This is a genomic window from Psychrobacter sp. KCTC 72983 (genome assembly GCF_014280455.1).
Taxonomy (GTDB): domain Bacteria; phylum Pseudomonadota; class Gammaproteobacteria; order Pseudomonadales; family Moraxellaceae; genus Psychrobacter; species Psychrobacter pacificensis.
In genome coordinates, this window is record NZ_CP060390.1 from 771,170 (window position 1) to 788,364 (window position 17,195).

General features: G+C 42.4%; 31 protein-coding genes and 1 pseudogene. 4 read left to right on the forward strand and 28 right to left on the reverse strand.

From position 1 onward, the window contains the following. The 4 genes and pseudogenes from PSBA01_RS03220 to PSBA01_RS03235 all read left to right on the forward strand — a co-directional run bounded on the left by PSBA01_RS03220 (nt 1) and on the right by PSBA01_RS03235 (nt 2,640). Nucleotides 1–420 (forward strand): hypothetical protein, encoded by a 420-nt coding sequence (locus PSBA01_RS03220; RefSeq protein WP_057758729.1) that lies wholly within the window; start codon nt 1–3, stop codon nt 418–420. Between the two features lie 103 nt (nt 421–523). Then, nucleotides 524–1,021: an elongation factor P hydroxylase gene (locus tag PSBA01_RS03225; protein WP_057758727.1), complete on the forward strand. Its 498-nt coding sequence runs from the start codon at nt 524–526 to the stop codon at nt 1,019–1,021. A 409-nt stretch (nt 1,022–1,430) separates the two neighbouring features. Next, nucleotides 1,431–1,787, forward strand: a pseudogene (locus PSBA01_RS03230) (elongation factor P hydroxylase); the annotation flags it as partial. Between the two features lie 232 nt (nt 1,788–2,019). Beyond that, on the forward strand, nt 2,020–2,640 hold the full coding sequence (locus tag PSBA01_RS03235; RefSeq protein WP_186475028.1) for an L-threonylcarbamoyladenylate synthase: 621 nt from the start codon (nt 2,020–2,022) through the stop codon (nt 2,638–2,640). 92 nt (nt 2,641–2,732) lie between these two features. On the opposite strand, the gene rplQ is transcribed toward PSBA01_RS03235, so the two are convergent. From rplQ to rpsJ, 28 genes are all read right to left on the reverse strand, one after another. After that, on the reverse strand, nt 2,733–3,092 hold the full coding sequence (rplQ, locus tag PSBA01_RS03240) for a 50S ribosomal protein L17 (protein ID WP_021813387.1): 360 nt from the start codon (nt 3,090–3,092) through the stop codon (nt 2,733–2,735). Between the two features lie 19 nt (nt 3,093–3,111). Continuing rightward, complete coding sequence (locus PSBA01_RS03245) at nt 3,112–4,119, reverse strand: DNA-directed RNA polymerase subunit alpha (protein WP_186475029.1); 1,008 nt, start codon at nt 4,117–4,119, stop codon at nt 3,112–3,114. Nucleotides 4,120–4,200: 81 nt separating this feature from the next. After that, nucleotides 4,201–4,842 carry a 30S ribosomal protein S4 gene (rpsD, locus tag PSBA01_RS03250; protein WP_186475030.1) on the reverse strand — a complete coding sequence of 214 codons (642 nt, stop codon included), beginning with the start codon at nt 4,840–4,842 and terminating at the stop codon, nt 4,201–4,203. Nucleotides 4,843–4,890: 48 nt separating this feature from the next. After that, nucleotides 4,891–5,280, reverse strand: coding sequence for a 30S ribosomal protein S11 (gene rpsK, locus PSBA01_RS03255; RefSeq protein WP_045454458.1), 390 nt, complete (start codon nt 5,278–5,280; stop codon nt 4,891–4,893). A gap of 20 nt (nt 5,281–5,300) precedes the next feature. Next, nucleotides 5,301–5,657, reverse strand: coding sequence for a 30S ribosomal protein S13 (gene rpsM, locus PSBA01_RS03260; RefSeq protein WP_058025564.1), 357 nt, complete (start codon nt 5,655–5,657; stop codon nt 5,301–5,303). A 252-nt stretch (nt 5,658–5,909) separates the two neighbouring features. Further along, nucleotides 5,910–6,026, reverse strand: coding sequence for a 50S ribosomal protein L36 (rpmJ, locus tag PSBA01_RS03265; RefSeq protein ID WP_010196721.1), 117 nt, complete (start codon nt 6,024–6,026; stop codon nt 5,910–5,912). Between the two features lie 30 nt (nt 6,027–6,056). Next, nucleotides 6,057–7,388 carry a preprotein translocase subunit SecY gene (gene secY, locus PSBA01_RS03270; protein ID WP_186475418.1) on the reverse strand — a complete coding sequence of 444 codons (1,332 nt, stop codon included), beginning with the start codon at nt 7,386–7,388 and terminating at the stop codon, nt 6,057–6,059. A gap of 19 nt (nt 7,389–7,407) precedes the next feature. Beyond that, nucleotides 7,408–7,848 carry a 50S ribosomal protein L15 gene (gene rplO, locus PSBA01_RS03275; RefSeq protein ID WP_058025566.1) on the reverse strand — a complete coding sequence of 147 codons (441 nt, stop codon included), beginning with the start codon at nt 7,846–7,848 and terminating at the stop codon, nt 7,408–7,410. Next, a complete protein-coding gene (gene rpmD, locus PSBA01_RS03280) occupies nt 7,848–8,027 on the reverse strand; it encodes a 50S ribosomal protein L30 (RefSeq protein WP_071003155.1) in 180 nt (59 codons plus the stop codon). The genes rplO and rpmD overlap by 1 nt, the downstream gene beginning before the upstream one ends. Nucleotides 8,028–8,047: 20 nt before the next feature. Then, nucleotides 8,048–8,563: a 30S ribosomal protein S5 gene (gene rpsE / locus PSBA01_RS03285; protein ID WP_075106935.1), complete on the reverse strand. Its 516-nt coding sequence runs from the start codon at nt 8,561–8,563 to the stop codon at nt 8,048–8,050. A gap of 2 nt (nt 8,564–8,565) precedes the next feature. Beyond that, nucleotides 8,566–8,916 (reverse strand): 50S ribosomal protein L18, encoded by a 351-nt coding sequence (gene rplR / locus PSBA01_RS03290; RefSeq protein WP_058025568.1) that lies wholly within the window; start codon nt 8,914–8,916, stop codon nt 8,566–8,568. 11 nt (nt 8,917–8,927) lie between these two features. Next, entirely contained in the window at nt 8,928–9,461 is a 534-nt protein-coding gene (rplF, locus tag PSBA01_RS03295; RefSeq protein ID WP_058025569.1) for a 50S ribosomal protein L6, read from the reverse strand. A gap of 176 nt (nt 9,462–9,637) precedes the next feature. Further along, nucleotides 9,638–10,036 (reverse strand): 30S ribosomal protein S8, encoded by a 399-nt coding sequence (gene rpsH / locus PSBA01_RS03300; RefSeq protein ID WP_058025570.1) that lies wholly within the window; start codon nt 10,034–10,036, stop codon nt 9,638–9,640. Between the two features lie 11 nt (nt 10,037–10,047). Further along, nucleotides 10,048–10,353 (reverse strand): 30S ribosomal protein S14, encoded by a 306-nt coding sequence (gene rpsN / locus PSBA01_RS03305; RefSeq protein WP_058025571.1) that lies wholly within the window; start codon nt 10,351–10,353, stop codon nt 10,048–10,050. Nucleotides 10,354–10,365: 12 nt separating this feature from the next. Next, a complete protein-coding gene (gene rplE, locus PSBA01_RS03310) occupies nt 10,366–10,902 on the reverse strand; it encodes a 50S ribosomal protein L5 (RefSeq protein ID WP_057758706.1) in 537 nt (178 codons plus the stop codon). A gap of 21 nt (nt 10,903–10,923) precedes the next feature. Continuing rightward, nucleotides 10,924–11,241, reverse strand: coding sequence for a 50S ribosomal protein L24 (gene rplX, locus PSBA01_RS03315; RefSeq protein ID WP_058025572.1), 318 nt, complete (start codon nt 11,239–11,241; stop codon nt 10,924–10,926). An 8-nt stretch (nt 11,242–11,249) separates the two neighbouring features. Continuing rightward, entirely contained in the window at nt 11,250–11,618 is a 369-nt protein-coding gene (gene rplN, locus PSBA01_RS03320) for a 50S ribosomal protein L14 (RefSeq protein ID WP_010196702.1), read from the reverse strand. 183 nt (nt 11,619–11,801) lie between these two features. Further along, a complete protein-coding gene (gene rpsQ, locus PSBA01_RS03325) occupies nt 11,802–12,077 on the reverse strand; it encodes a 30S ribosomal protein S17 (protein WP_021813375.1) in 276 nt (91 codons plus the stop codon). Further along, a complete protein-coding gene (gene rpmC / locus PSBA01_RS03330) occupies nt 12,074–12,271 on the reverse strand; it encodes a 50S ribosomal protein L29 (RefSeq protein WP_025644397.1) in 198 nt (65 codons plus the stop codon). Before rpmC ends, rpsQ begins: the two co-directional genes overlap by 4 nt. Further along, nucleotides 12,271–12,684, reverse strand: coding sequence for a 50S ribosomal protein L16 (gene rplP / locus PSBA01_RS03335; RefSeq protein WP_025644399.1), 414 nt, complete (start codon nt 12,682–12,684; stop codon nt 12,271–12,273). Before rplP ends, rpmC begins: the two co-directional genes overlap by 1 nt. Nucleotides 12,685–12,687: 3 nt before the next feature. Beyond that, nucleotides 12,688–13,416: a 30S ribosomal protein S3 gene (gene rpsC / locus PSBA01_RS03340; RefSeq protein WP_058025573.1), complete on the reverse strand. Its 729-nt coding sequence runs from the start codon at nt 13,414–13,416 to the stop codon at nt 12,688–12,690. A gap of 3 nt (nt 13,417–13,419) precedes the next feature. Continuing rightward, nucleotides 13,420–13,749: a 50S ribosomal protein L22 gene (gene rplV / locus PSBA01_RS03345; RefSeq protein WP_058025574.1), complete on the reverse strand. Its 330-nt coding sequence runs from the start codon at nt 13,747–13,749 to the stop codon at nt 13,420–13,422. 10 nt (nt 13,750–13,759) lie between these two features. Beyond that, nucleotides 13,760–14,035, reverse strand: a complete 276-nt coding sequence (gene rpsS / locus PSBA01_RS03350; protein WP_010196682.1) for a 30S ribosomal protein S19 — start codon at nt 14,033–14,035, stop codon at nt 13,760–13,762. Between the two features lie 12 nt (nt 14,036–14,047). After that, nucleotides 14,048–14,875: a 50S ribosomal protein L2 gene (rplB, locus tag PSBA01_RS03355; RefSeq protein ID WP_058025575.1), complete on the reverse strand. Its 828-nt coding sequence runs from the start codon at nt 14,873–14,875 to the stop codon at nt 14,048–14,050. A gap of 11 nt (nt 14,876–14,886) precedes the next feature. Then, nucleotides 14,887–15,237 carry a 50S ribosomal protein L23 gene (gene rplW, locus PSBA01_RS03360; RefSeq protein WP_071003149.1) on the reverse strand — a complete coding sequence of 117 codons (351 nt, stop codon included), beginning with the start codon at nt 15,235–15,237 and terminating at the stop codon, nt 14,887–14,889. Then, nucleotides 15,234–15,836 (reverse strand): 50S ribosomal protein L4, encoded by a 603-nt coding sequence (gene rplD, locus PSBA01_RS03365; RefSeq protein ID WP_058025577.1) that lies wholly within the window; start codon nt 15,834–15,836, stop codon nt 15,234–15,236. The genes rplW and rplD overlap by 4 nt, the downstream gene beginning before the upstream one ends. Nucleotides 15,837–15,850: 14 nt before the next feature. Further along, nucleotides 15,851–16,489: a 50S ribosomal protein L3 gene (rplC, locus tag PSBA01_RS03370; RefSeq protein WP_186475031.1), complete on the reverse strand. Its 639-nt coding sequence runs from the start codon at nt 16,487–16,489 to the stop codon at nt 15,851–15,853. Between the two features lie 49 nt (nt 16,490–16,538). Then, a complete protein-coding gene (rpsJ, locus tag PSBA01_RS03375; RefSeq protein WP_010196670.1) occupies nt 16,539–16,850 on the reverse strand; it encodes a 30S ribosomal protein S10 in 312 nt (103 codons plus the stop codon). Nucleotides 16,851–17,195 lie beyond the last annotated feature (345 nt).

Here is a 17,195-nt window from a genome sequence, read left to right on the forward strand (position 1 = left end):
ATGAAAACTAGCCAGGCAGAACAGGCTTATTGGGATGCTTTGAATCGTCTACAAGATGGTACAGCCAAAATTGTCAATACAAAGTCATCACGGTTTAAGTTTACTAGAGACGCTGTAGGTAGAGAGGCAGGTAAAGGAAAAGGGTATGTCCGTAATGAGAGATATCCAGAACTTTGCGAAGCAATAACAAAAGCGGAAGAAGAACGCAAAAATCGTGCTCAAGAAAAACCTAATACTTCTACTAAGTTAAAACATGAAAAAGAGCTCAAAATCAAAGCTAATTTGAAATACGACATGATAAAAGAAGAATATGACATTATAATGCAAGATTATCTTAACATTCTAAGACAGAATTTTGAACTTCAAAGAGAGTTAGCAGATTCACCACATATAAGATTAGTGAAAAGATCTAATAAATAGCTTAATCTTGTTCCTGTTTAGCTCAAATACAATCTATGAATAAAGCCTCTCTAAAGCTTTATTTCTCATATTACGGCTATTAAGATGCCTTAAAAGTATTCCTATGAATGACGATCATTTGTGTAACAAACTAAAAATTTTATTTGAACATCTTTTTCCTACTCTAACCATAATTGGTGGAGTAGATGAACCCTACTATGAAGCGCCAAAAGCAGATACAAATGCGAAGATCTTTTTTAAAGAAAACTACCCAAGAAGCCTATTACATGAAATTGCTCATTACTGTTTGGCAGGGCAAAAACGACGCAAATTAGATGACTATGGTTACTGGTATACTGAATGTGGTAGAACAAGTGAAGAGCAAGAGCTATTTCAATTGGTTGAAGCAAGACCTCAAGGCTTAGAAAAGGCTATGTGTGAAGCTATAGGTATACATTTTTCACCTAGCTTTGATGATTTTTCAGGTCGACCGATATCAGAGGTGTTTCTAAAAAACTTAGAAGTTAATTATCAAGAGATGATTACGAATCCTCCTCCTACGGCTAGAATAGCTTTAGAAACATTAATGCATACAGATTTTTCTACGTTAAGGGATAATTAGTTTATTAACTACATATTGCAAATTCATACTTACTTAATTTTAAAATTTCAAAGCAGTCATGTGAAGTATATTCATCAGGCTACTATTCAGCCGATGATAACTATAGTAAATATTCTAGCCTTCCCAATTTTATTGAAAAAACAAAGAATATCTACTAAGAGAAGAACCAACAAAAAGTCCCGATCTATTCATCAAAAATAAAATATTGATATGTCTCGATTGTATATACACGGCTAATATAAGCTTCTTAGTGCTTTGAAAAGTGATAATTCCAATGACTCACTTAATGTACAATATCTCCTTTTATGAGGAATATTGTACATTTTTTTATCAAGAAGCTGATTTTACATCATTACAATTACTTCTTTATCAATCAATAACTTAGTAATGTACATTTATAGTTAAGAGTTTACTAGAGCTGAGTCATTGGTGCCTGGCTGGTGACGCTCGTAGACAATTACCTGACTTTGGCTACTGGTATGCTCCAGACGGTCGGACAGAAGCTCAGCAGCAAGCATTTGAGCGCGTAGAGATCAAACCACAGGCATTAGAATGTTTATTCACCTTAGCGTGTGGTCGAAACTTCCAAGTCTCACAAGATAACTTGTTTGCCGACTTCGACACTAGCAGTAGTACCTTTGCTAGTGATGTCTATCAGCAAGTAGAAAGCTATATAGCCAAACCTTATACTCTGCCGCGTGACGCTAAGACTTTACTGACTGCTTTAATTAGCGTTTGTACTCCTTCATCTGAAATCAACGCTTAATTCAAATTACTAAGTGTTCCTACTTATTAACGATTTTCTACGGTTGGTAACGCCTTGCCACTAAACTTATATTTGCTTTAAGCTATACTGATAACTAAAGTAGTATGTTAAAAATACAGATTTTCTTAATTTTTAAAATAACTTTTTTAATATGTCTAATGATTGAACTACATCTAATTAATGAAAAAATTGTCTAAATTAAAAACCAATAATTATAAAATAAGGAACCATTATGGAAGTTTTCTATATTCATCCCGATAATCCTCAGCCACGTCTCATTGAACAAGCCGCTGACCTACTGCGCAAAGACCAGTTAATCATTTACCCAACCGATACCAGTTATGCTTTTGGTTGTCGACTAGGTGCAAAAGACGCTTTGACTAAGCTCAAGCAAATTCGTGAGCTTGACGATAAGCATCAATTTACACTGTTGTGCCGTGACCTAAGCGAGATTGCCACCTATGCGACCGTAGACAATGCTCAGTATAAACAACTAAAAGCGCATACCCCAGCCCCTATCACTTTTATCCTAAATGCGACAAAAGATGTCCCCAAAAAACTGGCACATCCTAAGAAAAAAACCATTGGTATCCGTGTACCAAGCAATCCTATTGCTCAAGCACTATTAGAAGCAATGGATGAACCTATCCTGACCAGCTCGTTAATTCTCCCTAATCGAGATGATATATTAGACGATCCATTTGAGATTGAAGACTTATTAGGTAATCAAATCGACGGACTCATCAATGCAGGTATAAAAACGACCAAACTCACCACCATTGTAGATATGACTAGTAGCCGCCCTGAAGTCATTAGGCAAGGTGCTGCTGATGTCGATTCATTACTACTGTGATCAGATAGCAATATAATTAACTAAATTTAAGCACAAAAAAAAGCTCCAATTGAATTGGAGCTTTTTTTATAAAATATGTCTTTAATGCAAAACTAGTCGCGATCGACCAATTCTACATAAGCCATTGGCGCATTGTCACCATCACGGTAACCGCATTTTACGATACGCAAATAACCACCTGGACGCGTCTGATAACGAGGACCTAACGTGCCAAATAATTTGCCTACCATAGCTTTGCTACGCATACGGCTGAATGCTAAACGACGGTTAGCAACGCTGTCTTCTTTAGCCATAGTGATCAATGGCTCGGCAACGCGACGTAGTTCTTTAGCTTTTGGTAAAGTTGTTTTAATCAGTTCATGCTCAAATAATGAGTTGGTCATGTTCTGAAACATTGCCTTACGATGACTGCCGGTACGACCCAGCTTGACTCCACTCTTACGATGGCGCATAGTCAAAAATCCTTAAAGTTTAACGGCTACGATAAGAAAAGCGATCATCAACACGTAAATCAGCTGGTGGCCAGTTATCTAGGCGCATACCGAGCTCTAAATCTTTAGACGCTAGTACGTCTTTGATTTCTGTTAATGATTTCTTACCAAGATTTGGGGTTTTTAGAAGTTCAGTCTCTGAACGCTGTACCAAATCACCGATATAGTAAATGTTTTCAGCTTTCAAGCAGTTGGCTGAGCGAACCGTTAGTTCAAGATCGTCCACAGGGCGTAATAGCACCGGATCAACCTCTTCTTTCTCTTTCACAGGCTCAGGCGCTTCTTCAGCTTCTAGGTCAACAAAGATTGAAATCTGTTGCTGTAAAATAGTTGCTGCTTTACGAATTGCTTCTTCTGGATCTATAGTGCCATTAGTTTCAAGCTCAACGATAAGACGATCAAGATCAGTACGCTGCTCAACGCGAGCGTTCTCAACCTGATAAGCAACACGTAGCACAGGACTAAAGCTTGCATCAAGCTTTAAGCGTCCAATTGCTCTGGTATCACCATCTTCACGGCGCTGGTTTGCTGGCTCATATCCACGACCCATCACTACACGCAAACGCATCTTAAGATGACCACGGTCGCTCAATGTACCCAACACCAAATCTGGATTGATGATATCAACATTGTGCGGTAACGCGATGTCTGCAGCAGTGATAGTGCCTGGACCTTGTTTATCCAAGGTCAAAAATACTTCATTTTGGTCATGAAGTGTAATTGCCAAGCCTTTTAGATTCAAAAGCAGGTCAAGTACGTCTTCTTGTAGTCCTTCAAGCGTTGAATATTCATGGTCAACACCATCAATCTCAGCTTCAATGACTGCAGCACCAGGTAATGAAGATAACAAGATGCGACGCAGAGCATTCCCGAGGGTATGCCCAAAGCCGCGTTCTAACGGTTCGAGCGTGACTTTCGCAATCGTTTCGTTAACCGTATCCACATTAATGGCGTTCGGCGTTAGAAACTCAGTTGCATTTAGCGTCATGATGTCACCTCGATTTATTAAACTGGTTTAATTAACGTTAATTGCTCAACGCCATGATTATGACATTGAGCGGTACGTCATTTACTTAGAGTATAGCTCAACGATCAAGCTTTCGTTGATGTCAGCAGGTAGATCAATACGATCAGGCGCTTGTTTAAACGTGCCTTGTAGTTTGCTGTGATCAACATCTAGCCATTCTGGAATGCCACGCTGAGTCGCTAGTTCGATAGCGTTTTTGATACGTAGCTGTTCGCGAGACTTCTCTTGGATAGCGATGACATCACCATCTTGCAACTGAATTGATGGAATGTTCACACGAACAAACTCATCACGGCCAGCTTTTTTGACCATCACAGCACGATGGCTGACTAGCTGACGTGCTTCGGCGCGAGTTGAGCCAAAGCCCATGCGATATACTACGTTGTCTAAACGGCTCTCAAGCATGGCTAGTAGGTTCTCACCAGTAGCACCACGCTTACGAGCAGCTTCTTTATAGTAGTTCGCAAACTGACGCTCTAGTACACCGTAGATACGCTTAACTTTTTGTTTTTCACGTAACTGCAAAGAATACTCTGAGCTTTTGTTACGGCTTACACCATGTTGACCAGGTGGACGAGCAGCTTTCTTTGTTTTTACGTCATATGGCTTAACACCAGACTTAAGGCCTAAGTCTGTGCCTTCACGACGTGATAATTTGAGTTTTGGTCCAATATAACGGGCCATTGTTATGTCTCCTATAAGCTCTTATGATAAAAAGCTTCGTCTTTAATATTAGACGCGGCGCTTTTTCGGCGCACGGCAACCATTGTGTGGGATTGGGGTTACATCAGAGATGCTGTTAACTTTATAACCCAATGCACCTAGTGCTCTTACCGCAGACTCACGACCCGGTCCTGGTCCTTTGACCAAAACGTCGATATTCTTAACACCATATTCTTGAGCTGCTTTACCAGCAACTTCAGCTGCAACCTGAGCTGCAAATGGTGTAGATTTACGTGAACCACGGAAGCCTTGTCCACCTGAAGTGGCCCAAGCCAATGCATTACCTTGACGATCGGTAATCGTAACAATGGTGTTATTAAAAGACGCATGGATATGGGCAATGCCCTCCGATACTGAACGACGAGTCACCTTTTTGCGACTACGAGTGTCTTTTGCCATCTTTTAGCTTCCTAAGTTAATTATCTTTTGAGAGGACGTGTCGGACCCTTACGAGTACGAGCGTTGTTCTTGGTGTTCTGACCTCTAACTGGTAGGTTACGACGATGGCGGATGCCACGGTAACAACCAAGATCAACTAAACGCTTAATATTCATTGAAACTTCACGACGAAGGTCACCTTCAGTCATGTAATTTGCAACTTGTGCACGGATAGCATCCAACTGTGTATCATCTAACTGACTAACTTTAGTAGTAGGGGCAATGCCAACTGCTTCTAAGATTTTCTGAGCAGTGGTACGACCGATACCAAAGATGTAAGTTAGTGAAATAACAGCATGCTTATTATCCGGAATGTTTACGCCGGCAATACGAGCCATTGATTTCTCTCCATTAAAGAAAAATAAGCGTTATTTATCAATAAGGCATTATTCTTCAGATTTGTTGCTGTTAATACTAGATTCTTTATAACGATAGTCGTTCTTTTGACTTAGTTAAAAGCCTATTGATCGAAAACATTATAAGACATTCTGCATAAACACGGCAAGTGGCGGATGATATCCCATCCGCCGTTATTTTTCAAGTATTAATTTATTTAGTAACAAAAGTTAAAAAACTTATGCTATCAAATATTAACCTTGACGTTGCTTGTGGCGCGGTTCTGCTGTACAGATAATATGTACACGGCCTTTACGGCGCACAACTTTACAGCTACCACAAATCTTTTTAACTGATGCTTGAACTTTCATAGCATGCTCCTTGAAATATCGTACCGCTCATTAAGATTGAGTGTGCGATTGAATTAACGTCTGATCATGATATTGATGGGTCATCAAATGTGCTTGAATCTGTGAGATGAAATCCATTACCACAACCACCATAATCAGTAGCGACGTACCACCAAGATGGAACGGTACACCAAACGATGACTGGACGACCATTGGCATTAAACAAATAACCGTCATATACATCGCGCCAATAAAGGTCAGTCGGTTTAATACATGATCGAGGTAACGCTGAGTTTGTTGTCCGGGGCGGATACCTGGGATATACGCACCACTACGTTTAAGGTTCTCTGCTACTTCACGTGGACTAAATACTAGTGCCGTATAAAAATAACAGAAGAAAATAATCATTGCGCCAAACAGTACTAAATACAGCGGTTGCCCTGGAGACAATACCAATGCCATATTTTGTAGTATTTTTTGTACGAAGGTAGGATCTGTTGATTGACCAACCCACTGTCCTAAACTCGCTGGAAACAGCAACAAAGAACTGGCAAAAATAGCTGGGATTACCCCTGCCATATTTAGCTTAAGCGGCAGATGGGACTGCTGCTGAGCATATATTTTACGGCCTTGTTGCTGCTTCTGTGCATAGTTGACAGGAACACGGCGCTGAGCACGTTCAATATAAACGATACCAGTAGTAACCGCGATGCCTAACAATACAAAAATAAATAGTACAATCAAGTTCATCTGACCTTGATTGACCTGTTCGATAGATTGCGAAATCATACTTGGCGTACCAGCCACAATACTCGCAAAAATGAGCATTGAGATACCATTACCAACGCCGCGTTCTGTAATCTGCTCACCAAGCCACATCAAGAACATTGCGCCCGCTACCAATGAAGTAACGGCTGGAATATAGAAAGTCAGACCAGAGGATAAGGTAAGATTTTGGCTGATTAAGCCAGCACACATTCCTAATGACTGTACTAGTGCTAAAGCAAGCGTTCCTTGACGGGTATACTTGTTCAGCTTGCGTCGTCCCGCTTCACCCTCTTTTTTGAGAGCTTCAAGCGATGGTAATACCGCAGACATCATCTGTACGATAATCGATGCTGAGATATATGGCATAATGCCAAGCGCCATAATAGACATACGCTCTAGCGCACCACCTGAGAACATGTTGAACATGCTCAAGATGGTATTTTCGTTGCGCGAAAACAGATCAGCCAGATTAACCGGATTAATACCCGGGACTGGAATGTGCGACCCTAAACGATAAACAATCAATGCGCCGATTAAGAATAATAAACGCGACCATAGCTCATCATACTTACGTATAAATGCGAATGGATTAAGCGGTATACCAGCCGATGACATTGATTGCTTTGACACGTTACTACTCCTCGATGCTACCACCAGCAGCTTCGATTGCTTGCTTAGCACCTTTAGTCACTTTGATACCTTTGAAAGTATAAGCTTTAGTGACTTCACCTGATAGCATTACACGAGCACGTTTCATATCGTGACGGATAAGGTTAGCAGCTTTAAGTGTTTCAAGACTAACTACATCGCCTTCAATTTTATTCAGTTCAGAAAGACGTACTTCAGCAGTCTTCATAGCCAGTTTACTGGTAAAACCAAATTTTGGTAGACGACGATATAAAGGCATTTGACCACCTTCAAATCCTGAGCGAACGCTAGAACCTGAACGAGATTTCTGACCTTTTACACCACGACCACCAGTCTTACCAAGACCTGAACCGATACCACGACCACGACGTTGGGCAGTTTTCTTTGCGCCAACACCTGGTGATAATTCATTTAATCTAAGACCCATTACGCTTCCTCCACTTTTACCATGTAGTTAACGCGATTAACCATACCACGGGTTGAAGGAGTATCTTCAACGACCACACTATGACCAATACGGCGTAAACCCAATCCTTTCAAGCTCGCTTTGTGGCTCTTTAGGCGATGGGCACCCGATTTAAATTGAGTGACTTTCATTTTTTTCATCGTAACTCACCTAGTCTAAGTTAACCCAAGATTTCGTCTACAGATTTACCACGTTTAGCTGCCATCTTCTCTGGAGTTGACATATCACGTAAACCGTTAAACGTTGCACGAACAACGTTAGCAGTATTGGTAGAACCATAACATTTAGTCAAAACATCTTTGACACCAGCAACTTCTAACACAGCACGCATTGCACCACCAGCGATTACGCCAGTACCTTCAGATGCAGGTTGCATGTAGACTTTACTAGCACCATGACTTGCTTTGATCGGATGATACAAAGTTGCATCATTTAGCTCAACAGTAATCATATTACGTTTGGCAGCTTCTAGTGCTTTTTGGATAGCAGCAGGCACTTCACGCGCTTTACCACGACCAAAACCAACACGACCATTACCGTCACCCACTACAGTCAACGCAGTGAAAGAGAAAATACGACCACCTTTAACAACTTTTGCAACGCGATCAACGGTAACTAAGCGTTCTACTAGACCGTCAGTCTGTTCATTTTTATCATTTTTATCATTTCTAGCCATGATTAAAACTCCAATCCGTTTTCGCGAGCAGCTTCTGCTAAAGCTTTAACTCGACCATGATATTTGAAACCACTACGGTCAAAGGCAACTTTAGTAATGCCAGCTGCTTTTGCACGTTCTGCGATCATTTGGCCTACAGACGTTGCTGAATCAGCGTTACCAGTCGCGCCTGAACGCAAGCTGCTGTCTAAGGTAGATGCCTGAGCAATCACTTCACCACCATTTGGAGAGATAATCTGGGCATAAATATGTTTTGACGTGCGGTTAACCGTTAAGCGATGAACGCCTAGATGACGGATATGTGCACGTGTTTTCTTAGCTCGACGCAGACGAGCTGCTTTTTTATCAAACATTTCAACTCACCTTATTTTTTCTTAGCTTCTTTGCGAATCACATGCTCGTCACTATAACGAATACCTTTACCTTTATAAGGCTCAGGTGGACGGAAACCACGGATATTAGCCGCTGCTTGACCAAGCTGCTGTTTATTGTTTGATTTCAAAACAATTTCAGTTTGCGTTGGGGTTTCAGCCGATACACCTTCAGGTAGCGTGTACTCTACTGGATGAGAGTAGCCAACGTTCAAGGTTACTTTGTTACCAGCAACTTGTGCGCGATAACCAACACCAATCAATTGAAGACGCTTTTCAAAGCCTTCATTTACGCCAGTAACATAGTTGTTAACAAGAGCGCGCATGGTGCCAGTGTGCATCATAGCTTCTTTTGAATCGACTGCAGGTGAGAAAATGATAGCATCATCTTCCTGTTTCAGCTCGACCAATTCATGCAGGTGTAAAGACATAGTACCGTTCTTGCCTTTAACTTCGACCTGCCGATCGTTCAAAGTAACGCTTACGCCATTTGGCAGCGTTACTGGGGCTTTAGCCACACGAGACATAGGAATATTCCTTAAAAAATTTAACTTGCTTTTATTAGCGAAAAAACTAACAGGCTAAAAAGCGTGTTAGTTTAGCATAGTTGATTGTGTTAGACACCTATCAATTTGAAATAATTAAACACTCCTCAATCGATAGAAGCCTAACCACCATCAAATAGACTTCATCGTCGTATAGCTTACGCTACAAATGCAACGATTTCACCACCGATACCAGCAGCGCGTGCAGCACGATCGCTCATGATACCTTGGCTTGTAGATACGATAGCAACACCCATACCTTGCTTAACAGTAGGGATTTCGTCTTTACCGCGGAACTGGCGTAGACCAGGGCGGCTATAACGTTGAATAGTTTCGATAACCGCACGGCCTTCGAAATATTTTAATTCAATAGTAAGGGTTGCTTTGTTGTTTTCTTCTTCAGTAACAACAGCGCTCGCCACATAACCTTCGCTAACTAGCAAATCAGCAATTGATTTACGTAATTTAGAGCTCGGCATTGCTACCGATACTTTGTTAGCCATTTGTGCGTTACGGATACGGGTTAGCATATCCCCAACGGTATCTTGCATACTCATATAGTTACTCCTTACCAGCTTGCTTTACGAACACCAGGCACATCGCCTTGCATGACACGCTCACGCAGCATATTGCGTGATAAGCCAAACTTGCGGAAGTAACCGTGAGGACGACCGGTGATAGCACAACGATTACGCAGACGTACTGGTGATGAGTTGCGTGGAAGAGCTTGTAGCTCTAACATCGCGTCCATACGCTCTTCGTCTGATGCGTTGATATCACTGATAGTTTCTTTTAGCTTGATACGCTTTTCAGCATATTTAGCAACCATTTTTTCGCGCTTTAATTCGCGGTTAATCATGCTCTTCTTTGCCATAACGTCTTTACCTTATTTAAATGGGAAGCCGAATGCTTTAAGCAACGCACGACCTTCTTCATCAGATTGAGCTGACGTGGTGATTGTCACATCCATACCACGGATACGGTCAATCTTGTCAAAATCTACTTCTGGGAATACGATCTGTTCTTTGATACCCAATGAGTAGTTACCACGTCCGTCAAAGGCTTTAGGTGAAAAACCGCGGAAATCACGAATACGAGGAATTGCAATGGCAACGAGACGATCTAAAAATTCGTACATTTGCTCACCGCGTAGCGTTACTTTACAGCCAATTGGCCATTCTTCACGAATCTTAAAGCCAGCAACTGATTTACGCGCTTTGGTGACAACAGGTTTTTGACCAGCAATCGCGGTCATGTCAGCTACAGCACCTTCAAGCAATTTCTTGTCTTGAGACGCGCCGCCTACACCCATGTTAAGTGTGATTTTAGTGATTTTAGGCACTTGCATCACATTGTCCAAACCAAGATCTTCTTTGATTTGCTGCTTTAATTTATCGTTATATAAAGATTTTAATCTTGCCATTACCATTACACCCTTAGTGTCTTACGCAGTCGCCACTACTTCACCGTTTGAACGATAGACGCGTTGTTTCTTGCCATCTTCGCCAAACTGATAAGTAATACGGTCTGCTTTTTGGGTTTGCGCATTTAAGATTGCGACATTTGAGATATGCATAAAAGCTTCTTGCTTAAGAATGCCACCTTCAACGCCAGTCGCCTGATTTGGCTTCTGATGTTTAGTAACAATATTAACGCCTTCAACTTTAATACGATCGTTTTTTACAGCTTGTACAGTACCTTGCTTGCCTTTGTCTTTCCCAGCAATCACGATAACTGTATCGCCTTTACGTAATTTTGACATGGATTACCTCACAATACTTCTGGTGCTAGTGATACAATTTTCATAAATTGATCACCACGTAGTTCACGAGTTACCGGTCCAAAAATACGAGTTGCAATCGGCGCTTTATTTTGGTTCAACAATACCGCAGCATTGTCATCAAAACGTAACACAGAACCATCTGGACGACGAACGCCTTTTTTGGTGCGTACAACTACTGCATTCATCACGTCGCCTTTTTTGACACGACCACGAGGAATGGCTTCTTTAACCGTTACTTTAATAATGTCGCCAACTGATGCATAACGACGATGAGAACCACCCAGTACTTTAATGCACTGAACTCGCCTTGCACCGCTATTGTCTGCAACTTCCAGCATTGACTCAACCTGAATCATAGCGTTACTCCACACGTATGAGCAATAAAAACCAGTTGCTGCCGCTAGCACAGAATGAGCAAGGCGGCATTTTAATATAAATAGCCGCAGCTTACTCTTAATGTGAGTGATATGCGACGGGCGCAATCAGCATCCTTAAAAAGGCGGCTATTTTAACAGCTTCTGGCTTTTAATGCAATTTACTTAGATTTTTTCTACTTTTTCAACCACATCAACTAAAGTCCAAGACTTAGTTTTTGAGATTGGACGCGTTTCTTTGATGCGGACAAGGTCGCCTTGTTGACAAACATTGTTCTCATCATGTGCTTTGATTTTAGTAGAACGACGAAGCTGTTTGCCATACAAAGGATGGCGAACCAGACGCTCAATCAAAACCGTGATGGACTTGTCCATCTTGTCGCTGACAACTCGTCCTGTCAATACGCTAGCATTGGTAGCTGTTTGATTGTTATCGCTCATGAGTCGCCTCGTTGTTTCTCGTTAATCAAAGTCTGAAGCTGAGCAATCGTACGACGATTGGCACGTACTTCATGGGTATTACCCAACTGACCAGTTGCTTTAGCCATACGAATACGGAAAGCATCAAGCTGCTTTTCATCAAGTAACTGGGTCAGTTCTTCTAATGATTTATCACGTAATTCACTGATCTTCATTACATTATCGTCCGCTTAACAATGGTAGTTTTAAAGGGCAGTTTTGCTGCAGCAAGCGTTAATGCATCGCGAGCAAGCTCTTCAGATACCCCTTCAATTTCATATAGCACTTTACCAGGCTTGATTTCGCATACCCAGTACTCAACTGGACCTTTACCTTTACCCATACGTACTTCTAATGGTTTGTTGGTAATAGGCTTGTCTGGGAATACACGAATCCAAATCTTACCGCCACGCTTGATTTTACGAGTGATGGTACGACGTGCTGCTTCGATTTGACGGGCTGTCATACGACCACGCGTCAATGATTTTAGACCAATTTGTCCGAATGCAACGGTGCTTCCACGATGAGCTAGCCCAGTGTTACGACCTTTATGCATTTTACGAAACTTGGTACGTTTTGGCTGTAACATAGTTTAACCTCTGTCTGAGTTTCGACGGTTTCCGTTTCCGCGACCACGGCGTTTTGGCGCACGAGTCTGCTCTTCTTTGACGGGATTATAAACACTGTTCATACCGTCAAGGATCTCTCCGCGGAAAATCCAAACTTTAACACCGATGGTGCCGTAAGTTGTCTCTGCACGAATTGACGCATAGTCAATATCAGCACGAAGTGTATGCAAGGGCACACGGCCTTCACGATACCATTCGCTACGAGCAATCTCAGCACCGCCAAGACGACCAGACAGCTCAACTTTAATACCTTTAGCACCAGAACGCATGCTATTCTGTACAGCGCGTTTCATCGCACGGCGGAACATAACACGACGCTCAAGCTGGCTTGCGATACCCTCTGCTACCAAACGTGCATCAAGATCAGGTGACGTGATTTCTTCAATGTTGACCTGAGCAGGTACGCCCATAATTTTGGTCAATTCTTTTTGAAGTCTTTCGATATCTTCGCCTTTCTTACCGATAACGATACCAGGGCGCGCAGTGGCGATGGTAATCTTAGCAGCGCCAGTAGGACGCTCGATCATGATGTTGCTAATCATTGCGTTATCTAGCTTTTTACGTAGATATTCACGGACTTGAATATCGTTGATTAGGTATTCTGAGTATTGTTTAGGATCAGCATACCAGTTTGCGTTATGCTTTTTTACAACACCAAGACGAATTCCGATTGGATGTACTTTTTGACCCATAACTTATTCTCCTACCTTTATAGTGATGTGACAAGTACGCTTGCTGATACGATCAGCGCGACCTTTGGCACGTGGTAGGATACGTTTTAGCGTAATGCCTTCATCAACATAGATAGTAGCGACTTTTAGGTCGTCAATATCTAGGCCGTGATTATGTTCGGCATTGGCGATGGCTGAGTTAAGACATTTCTTAACAAAGATAGCGCCTTTTTTATTGCTATACGTTAGGATATCCAAAGCACGCTCAATAGATTTGCCACGAACTTCATCAGCAACGAGTCTAACTTTTTGTGCCGATATGGCGGCACCGCGTAATTTTGCAGTTACTTCCATGGTAAGCACCTTATCTCTTAGCTTTTTTGTCAATGCCATGACCACGATACGTACGAGTCGGGGCAAATTCACCTAGTTTATGACCAACCATCTGCTCACTGACGATAACCGGTACGTGAGTACGGCCGTTGTGGACAGATAAAGTCAGGCCAACCATTTGTGGTAGGATCATCGAGCGGCGCGACCAAGTTTTAATTGGCTTGCGTGAGTTGGTGTCTAATGCATTCTCAACTTTAGCAAATAAGTGCGCGTCTATGAATGGACCTTTTTTCAATGAACGAGGCATGAAATTCTTCCTTTATTTCTTCTTGGCGCGGCGGCGGATGATCATGTTGTCAGTACGCTTATTATGACGCGTTTTAAGTCCTTTAGACTTCTGACCCCAAGGGCTAGTTGGATGGCGACCTTTGTTACGACCTTCACCACCACCATGTGGGTGATCAACCGGGTTCATCGCGACACCACGAACTGAAGGACGAACACCACGCCAACGTGAAGCACCAGCTTTACCAAGTGATTTCAAGTTGTTTTCAGTGTTAGAAACTTCGCCAATAACAGCACGGCAGTTTACGTGTACACGGCGAGTTTCGCCTGAACGTAGACGTAAAATAGCGTAGATACCGTCACGGCCTAATAACTGAACGCTAGCACCCGCAGAACGAGCCATCTGTGCACCTTTACCGATTTTAAGTTCGATATTATGAATCACAGTACCCAATGGGATGTTTTTTAGCGGTAGGCAGTTACCTGGACGTATTGGAGATGTTTCGCCTGACATTACTGTATCGCCAACTGCTTGTTTTTTAGCAGCGATGATGTAACGACGTTCGCCATCAGCATACTTAAGTAATGCAATATGTGCAGTACGGTTAGGATCGTATTCAATACGCTCTACCACAGCTGGGATATTGTCTTTAGTACGTTTGAAGTCGATAATGCGATAATGTTGCTTATGACCACCGCCAATGTGACGAGTAGTGATACGACCATTATTGTTACGACCACCTGACTTACTTTTTGATTCTAGAAGCGCTGCATAAGGACGACCTTTATAAAGGTGTGGATGCACCACTTTTTCAACAAAACGACGGCCTGGTGATGTTGGCTTTGCTCTTACGATAGGCATGAGTGTAATCCTTATTCGTTATTCGCTGTTTCACTAGTAGAGGCAGTCGTGTTTGCGACTTCTTCACCAGCATCAGCCATTTGTACATCTTGACCAGCTTTTAAGGTAACATAGGCTTTTTTATAGTCGTTACGACGACCGATGCTTTTACCAAAACGCTTTGTCTTACCTTTAACATTCAAAGTGTTTACTTTAGTAACTTCAACACCTTCAAACATCAACTCAACTGCTTTTTTGACTTCAAGCTTAGTAGCGTTAGAGTCAACTTTAAATACCTGCACACCAAGTGAGTCGCCAAGCATTTGAGATTTTTCTGAGAATACAGGCCCTCTTAAGACCTGATAAAGTCTTGCGTTGTTCATGCTAGTGCTTCCTCAAATTGTTTCGCAGCTTCAACTGACATGATCACTTTATCAAATGCGATCAAGCTCACTGGATCCACTTCGTTTGTACCAAGTACATTGACGTGCGGAATGTTGCGAGCAGCTAAGTATAAGTTTTCGTCAACTTCTTTGGTGACGATCAATGCACGTGGTGCATCAAGCTCATTTAGCTTTGCAATCAGTTCTTTAGTTTTCGGCCCAGAAACGCTCAACTCTTCTACCAAAATCAGACGCTCTTGACGAATCAATTCTGCTAGGATGCACTGCATCGCACCGCGATACATTTTACGGTTTACTTTCTGTGACCAATCTTGTGGTTTTGCAGCGAATGCACGACCACCTGAACGCCAGATTGGGCTACGAATAGAGCCCGCACGAGCGCGACCAGTACCTTTTTGGCGCCATGGCTTGATACCACCGCCAGAAACTTCGGCACGGGTTTTTTGAGCGCGTGTACCTTGGCGAGCACCAGCTAGATAAGCGGTGACGACTTGGTGCACTAATGCTTCATTGAATTCACGACCAAAAGCCGTATCAGAAAGCTCAACCGCTGCACCTGTAACTGTTTTTAAATCCACGTTAATCCCCTTGCTTAGGCTTTGACTGACGGACGTACGATAACATCGCCACCGGTGGCACCTGGGATAGCACCCTTGATGACAAGTAACCCTTTTTCGGCATCAACCGAAATCACTTCTAGGCCTTGAACAGTAACACGCTTGTTACCCATCTGACCCGCCATCTTTTTGCCTTTGAATACTCTACCTGGTGACTGGTTTTGACCAGTTGAACCATGTGCACGATGAGACACTGAGTTACCATGAGTAGCATCTTGCATACTAAAGTTGTGACGTTTGATTGGACCTTGGAAGCCTTTACCTTTGCTTTGTCCTGTCACATCAACCTTCTGACCTTGTTCAAACAAGTCAGCTAGAATCTCACCGCCAACCTCACGACCTTCAAGGTCGCTATCGTTGACACGAAATTCCCAAACACCACGACCAGCTTTAACGCCAGCTTTCGCGAAGTGACCTTTTTGTGCAGCAGTTACGCGGCTGTCACGACGGGTACCTGTGGTGACTTGGATGGCTTGGTAACCATCTACATCAGTATTTTTTACTTGAGTAATGCGGTTTGCATCGACCTCAACCACTGTTACAGGAATAGATGCGCCTGTTTCAGTGAAGACACGGGTCATGCCGCATTTTTTACCGACTAAACCGATCGCCATTTTAGACCTCTTTATATCTTATATTAATGGGTTGGGTGTGTAATGTGCATTAACCCAAAGCAATTTGGACGTCAACACCCGCCGCTAAATCTAATTTCATTAGCGCATCCACAGTTTTGTCAGTAGGCTGAACGATATCAACCATACGCTTGTGAGTACGGATTTCGTACTGATCACGCGCGTCTTTGTTAACGTGTGGTGAGGTTAGAACGTTGAAGCGCTCAATGCGAGTCGGCAACGGTACAGGACCACAAACTTGCGCACCGGTGCGCTTTGCAGTATCAACAATCTCTTGTGCAGATTGATCAATCAGACGATGATCAAAAGACTTAAGACGGATACGGATTCTCTGGTTAGCCATGCCAGCAAGCTCCTAATATGTGCTTTCGTCATTCTTGGTTTGCAAGACTATGATCAAAAGCAGTTTGGTTAAATATTCACTTAAAGCGGCCTTCTGTTCTTAACCAGAATGAGTTCTTTATCCGAACTTATAGCGTGCCAAAAGCAAAATAGTTTAAAGCCCCGCCAACTCTCCTATAATGGATGTCAGCAAAGGCATAATGAAATAGTGCCAGAAACGATGCTCCAGCTGTCATAGCGCCAGCTTTTTTAGTCAGCTGCGCATATATAATTCAGTGGTGTGTATTATACAGAGTATTTTAGGTATTGCAAGGGCAATATCTGACGTAATTAAAGACCTCAATTT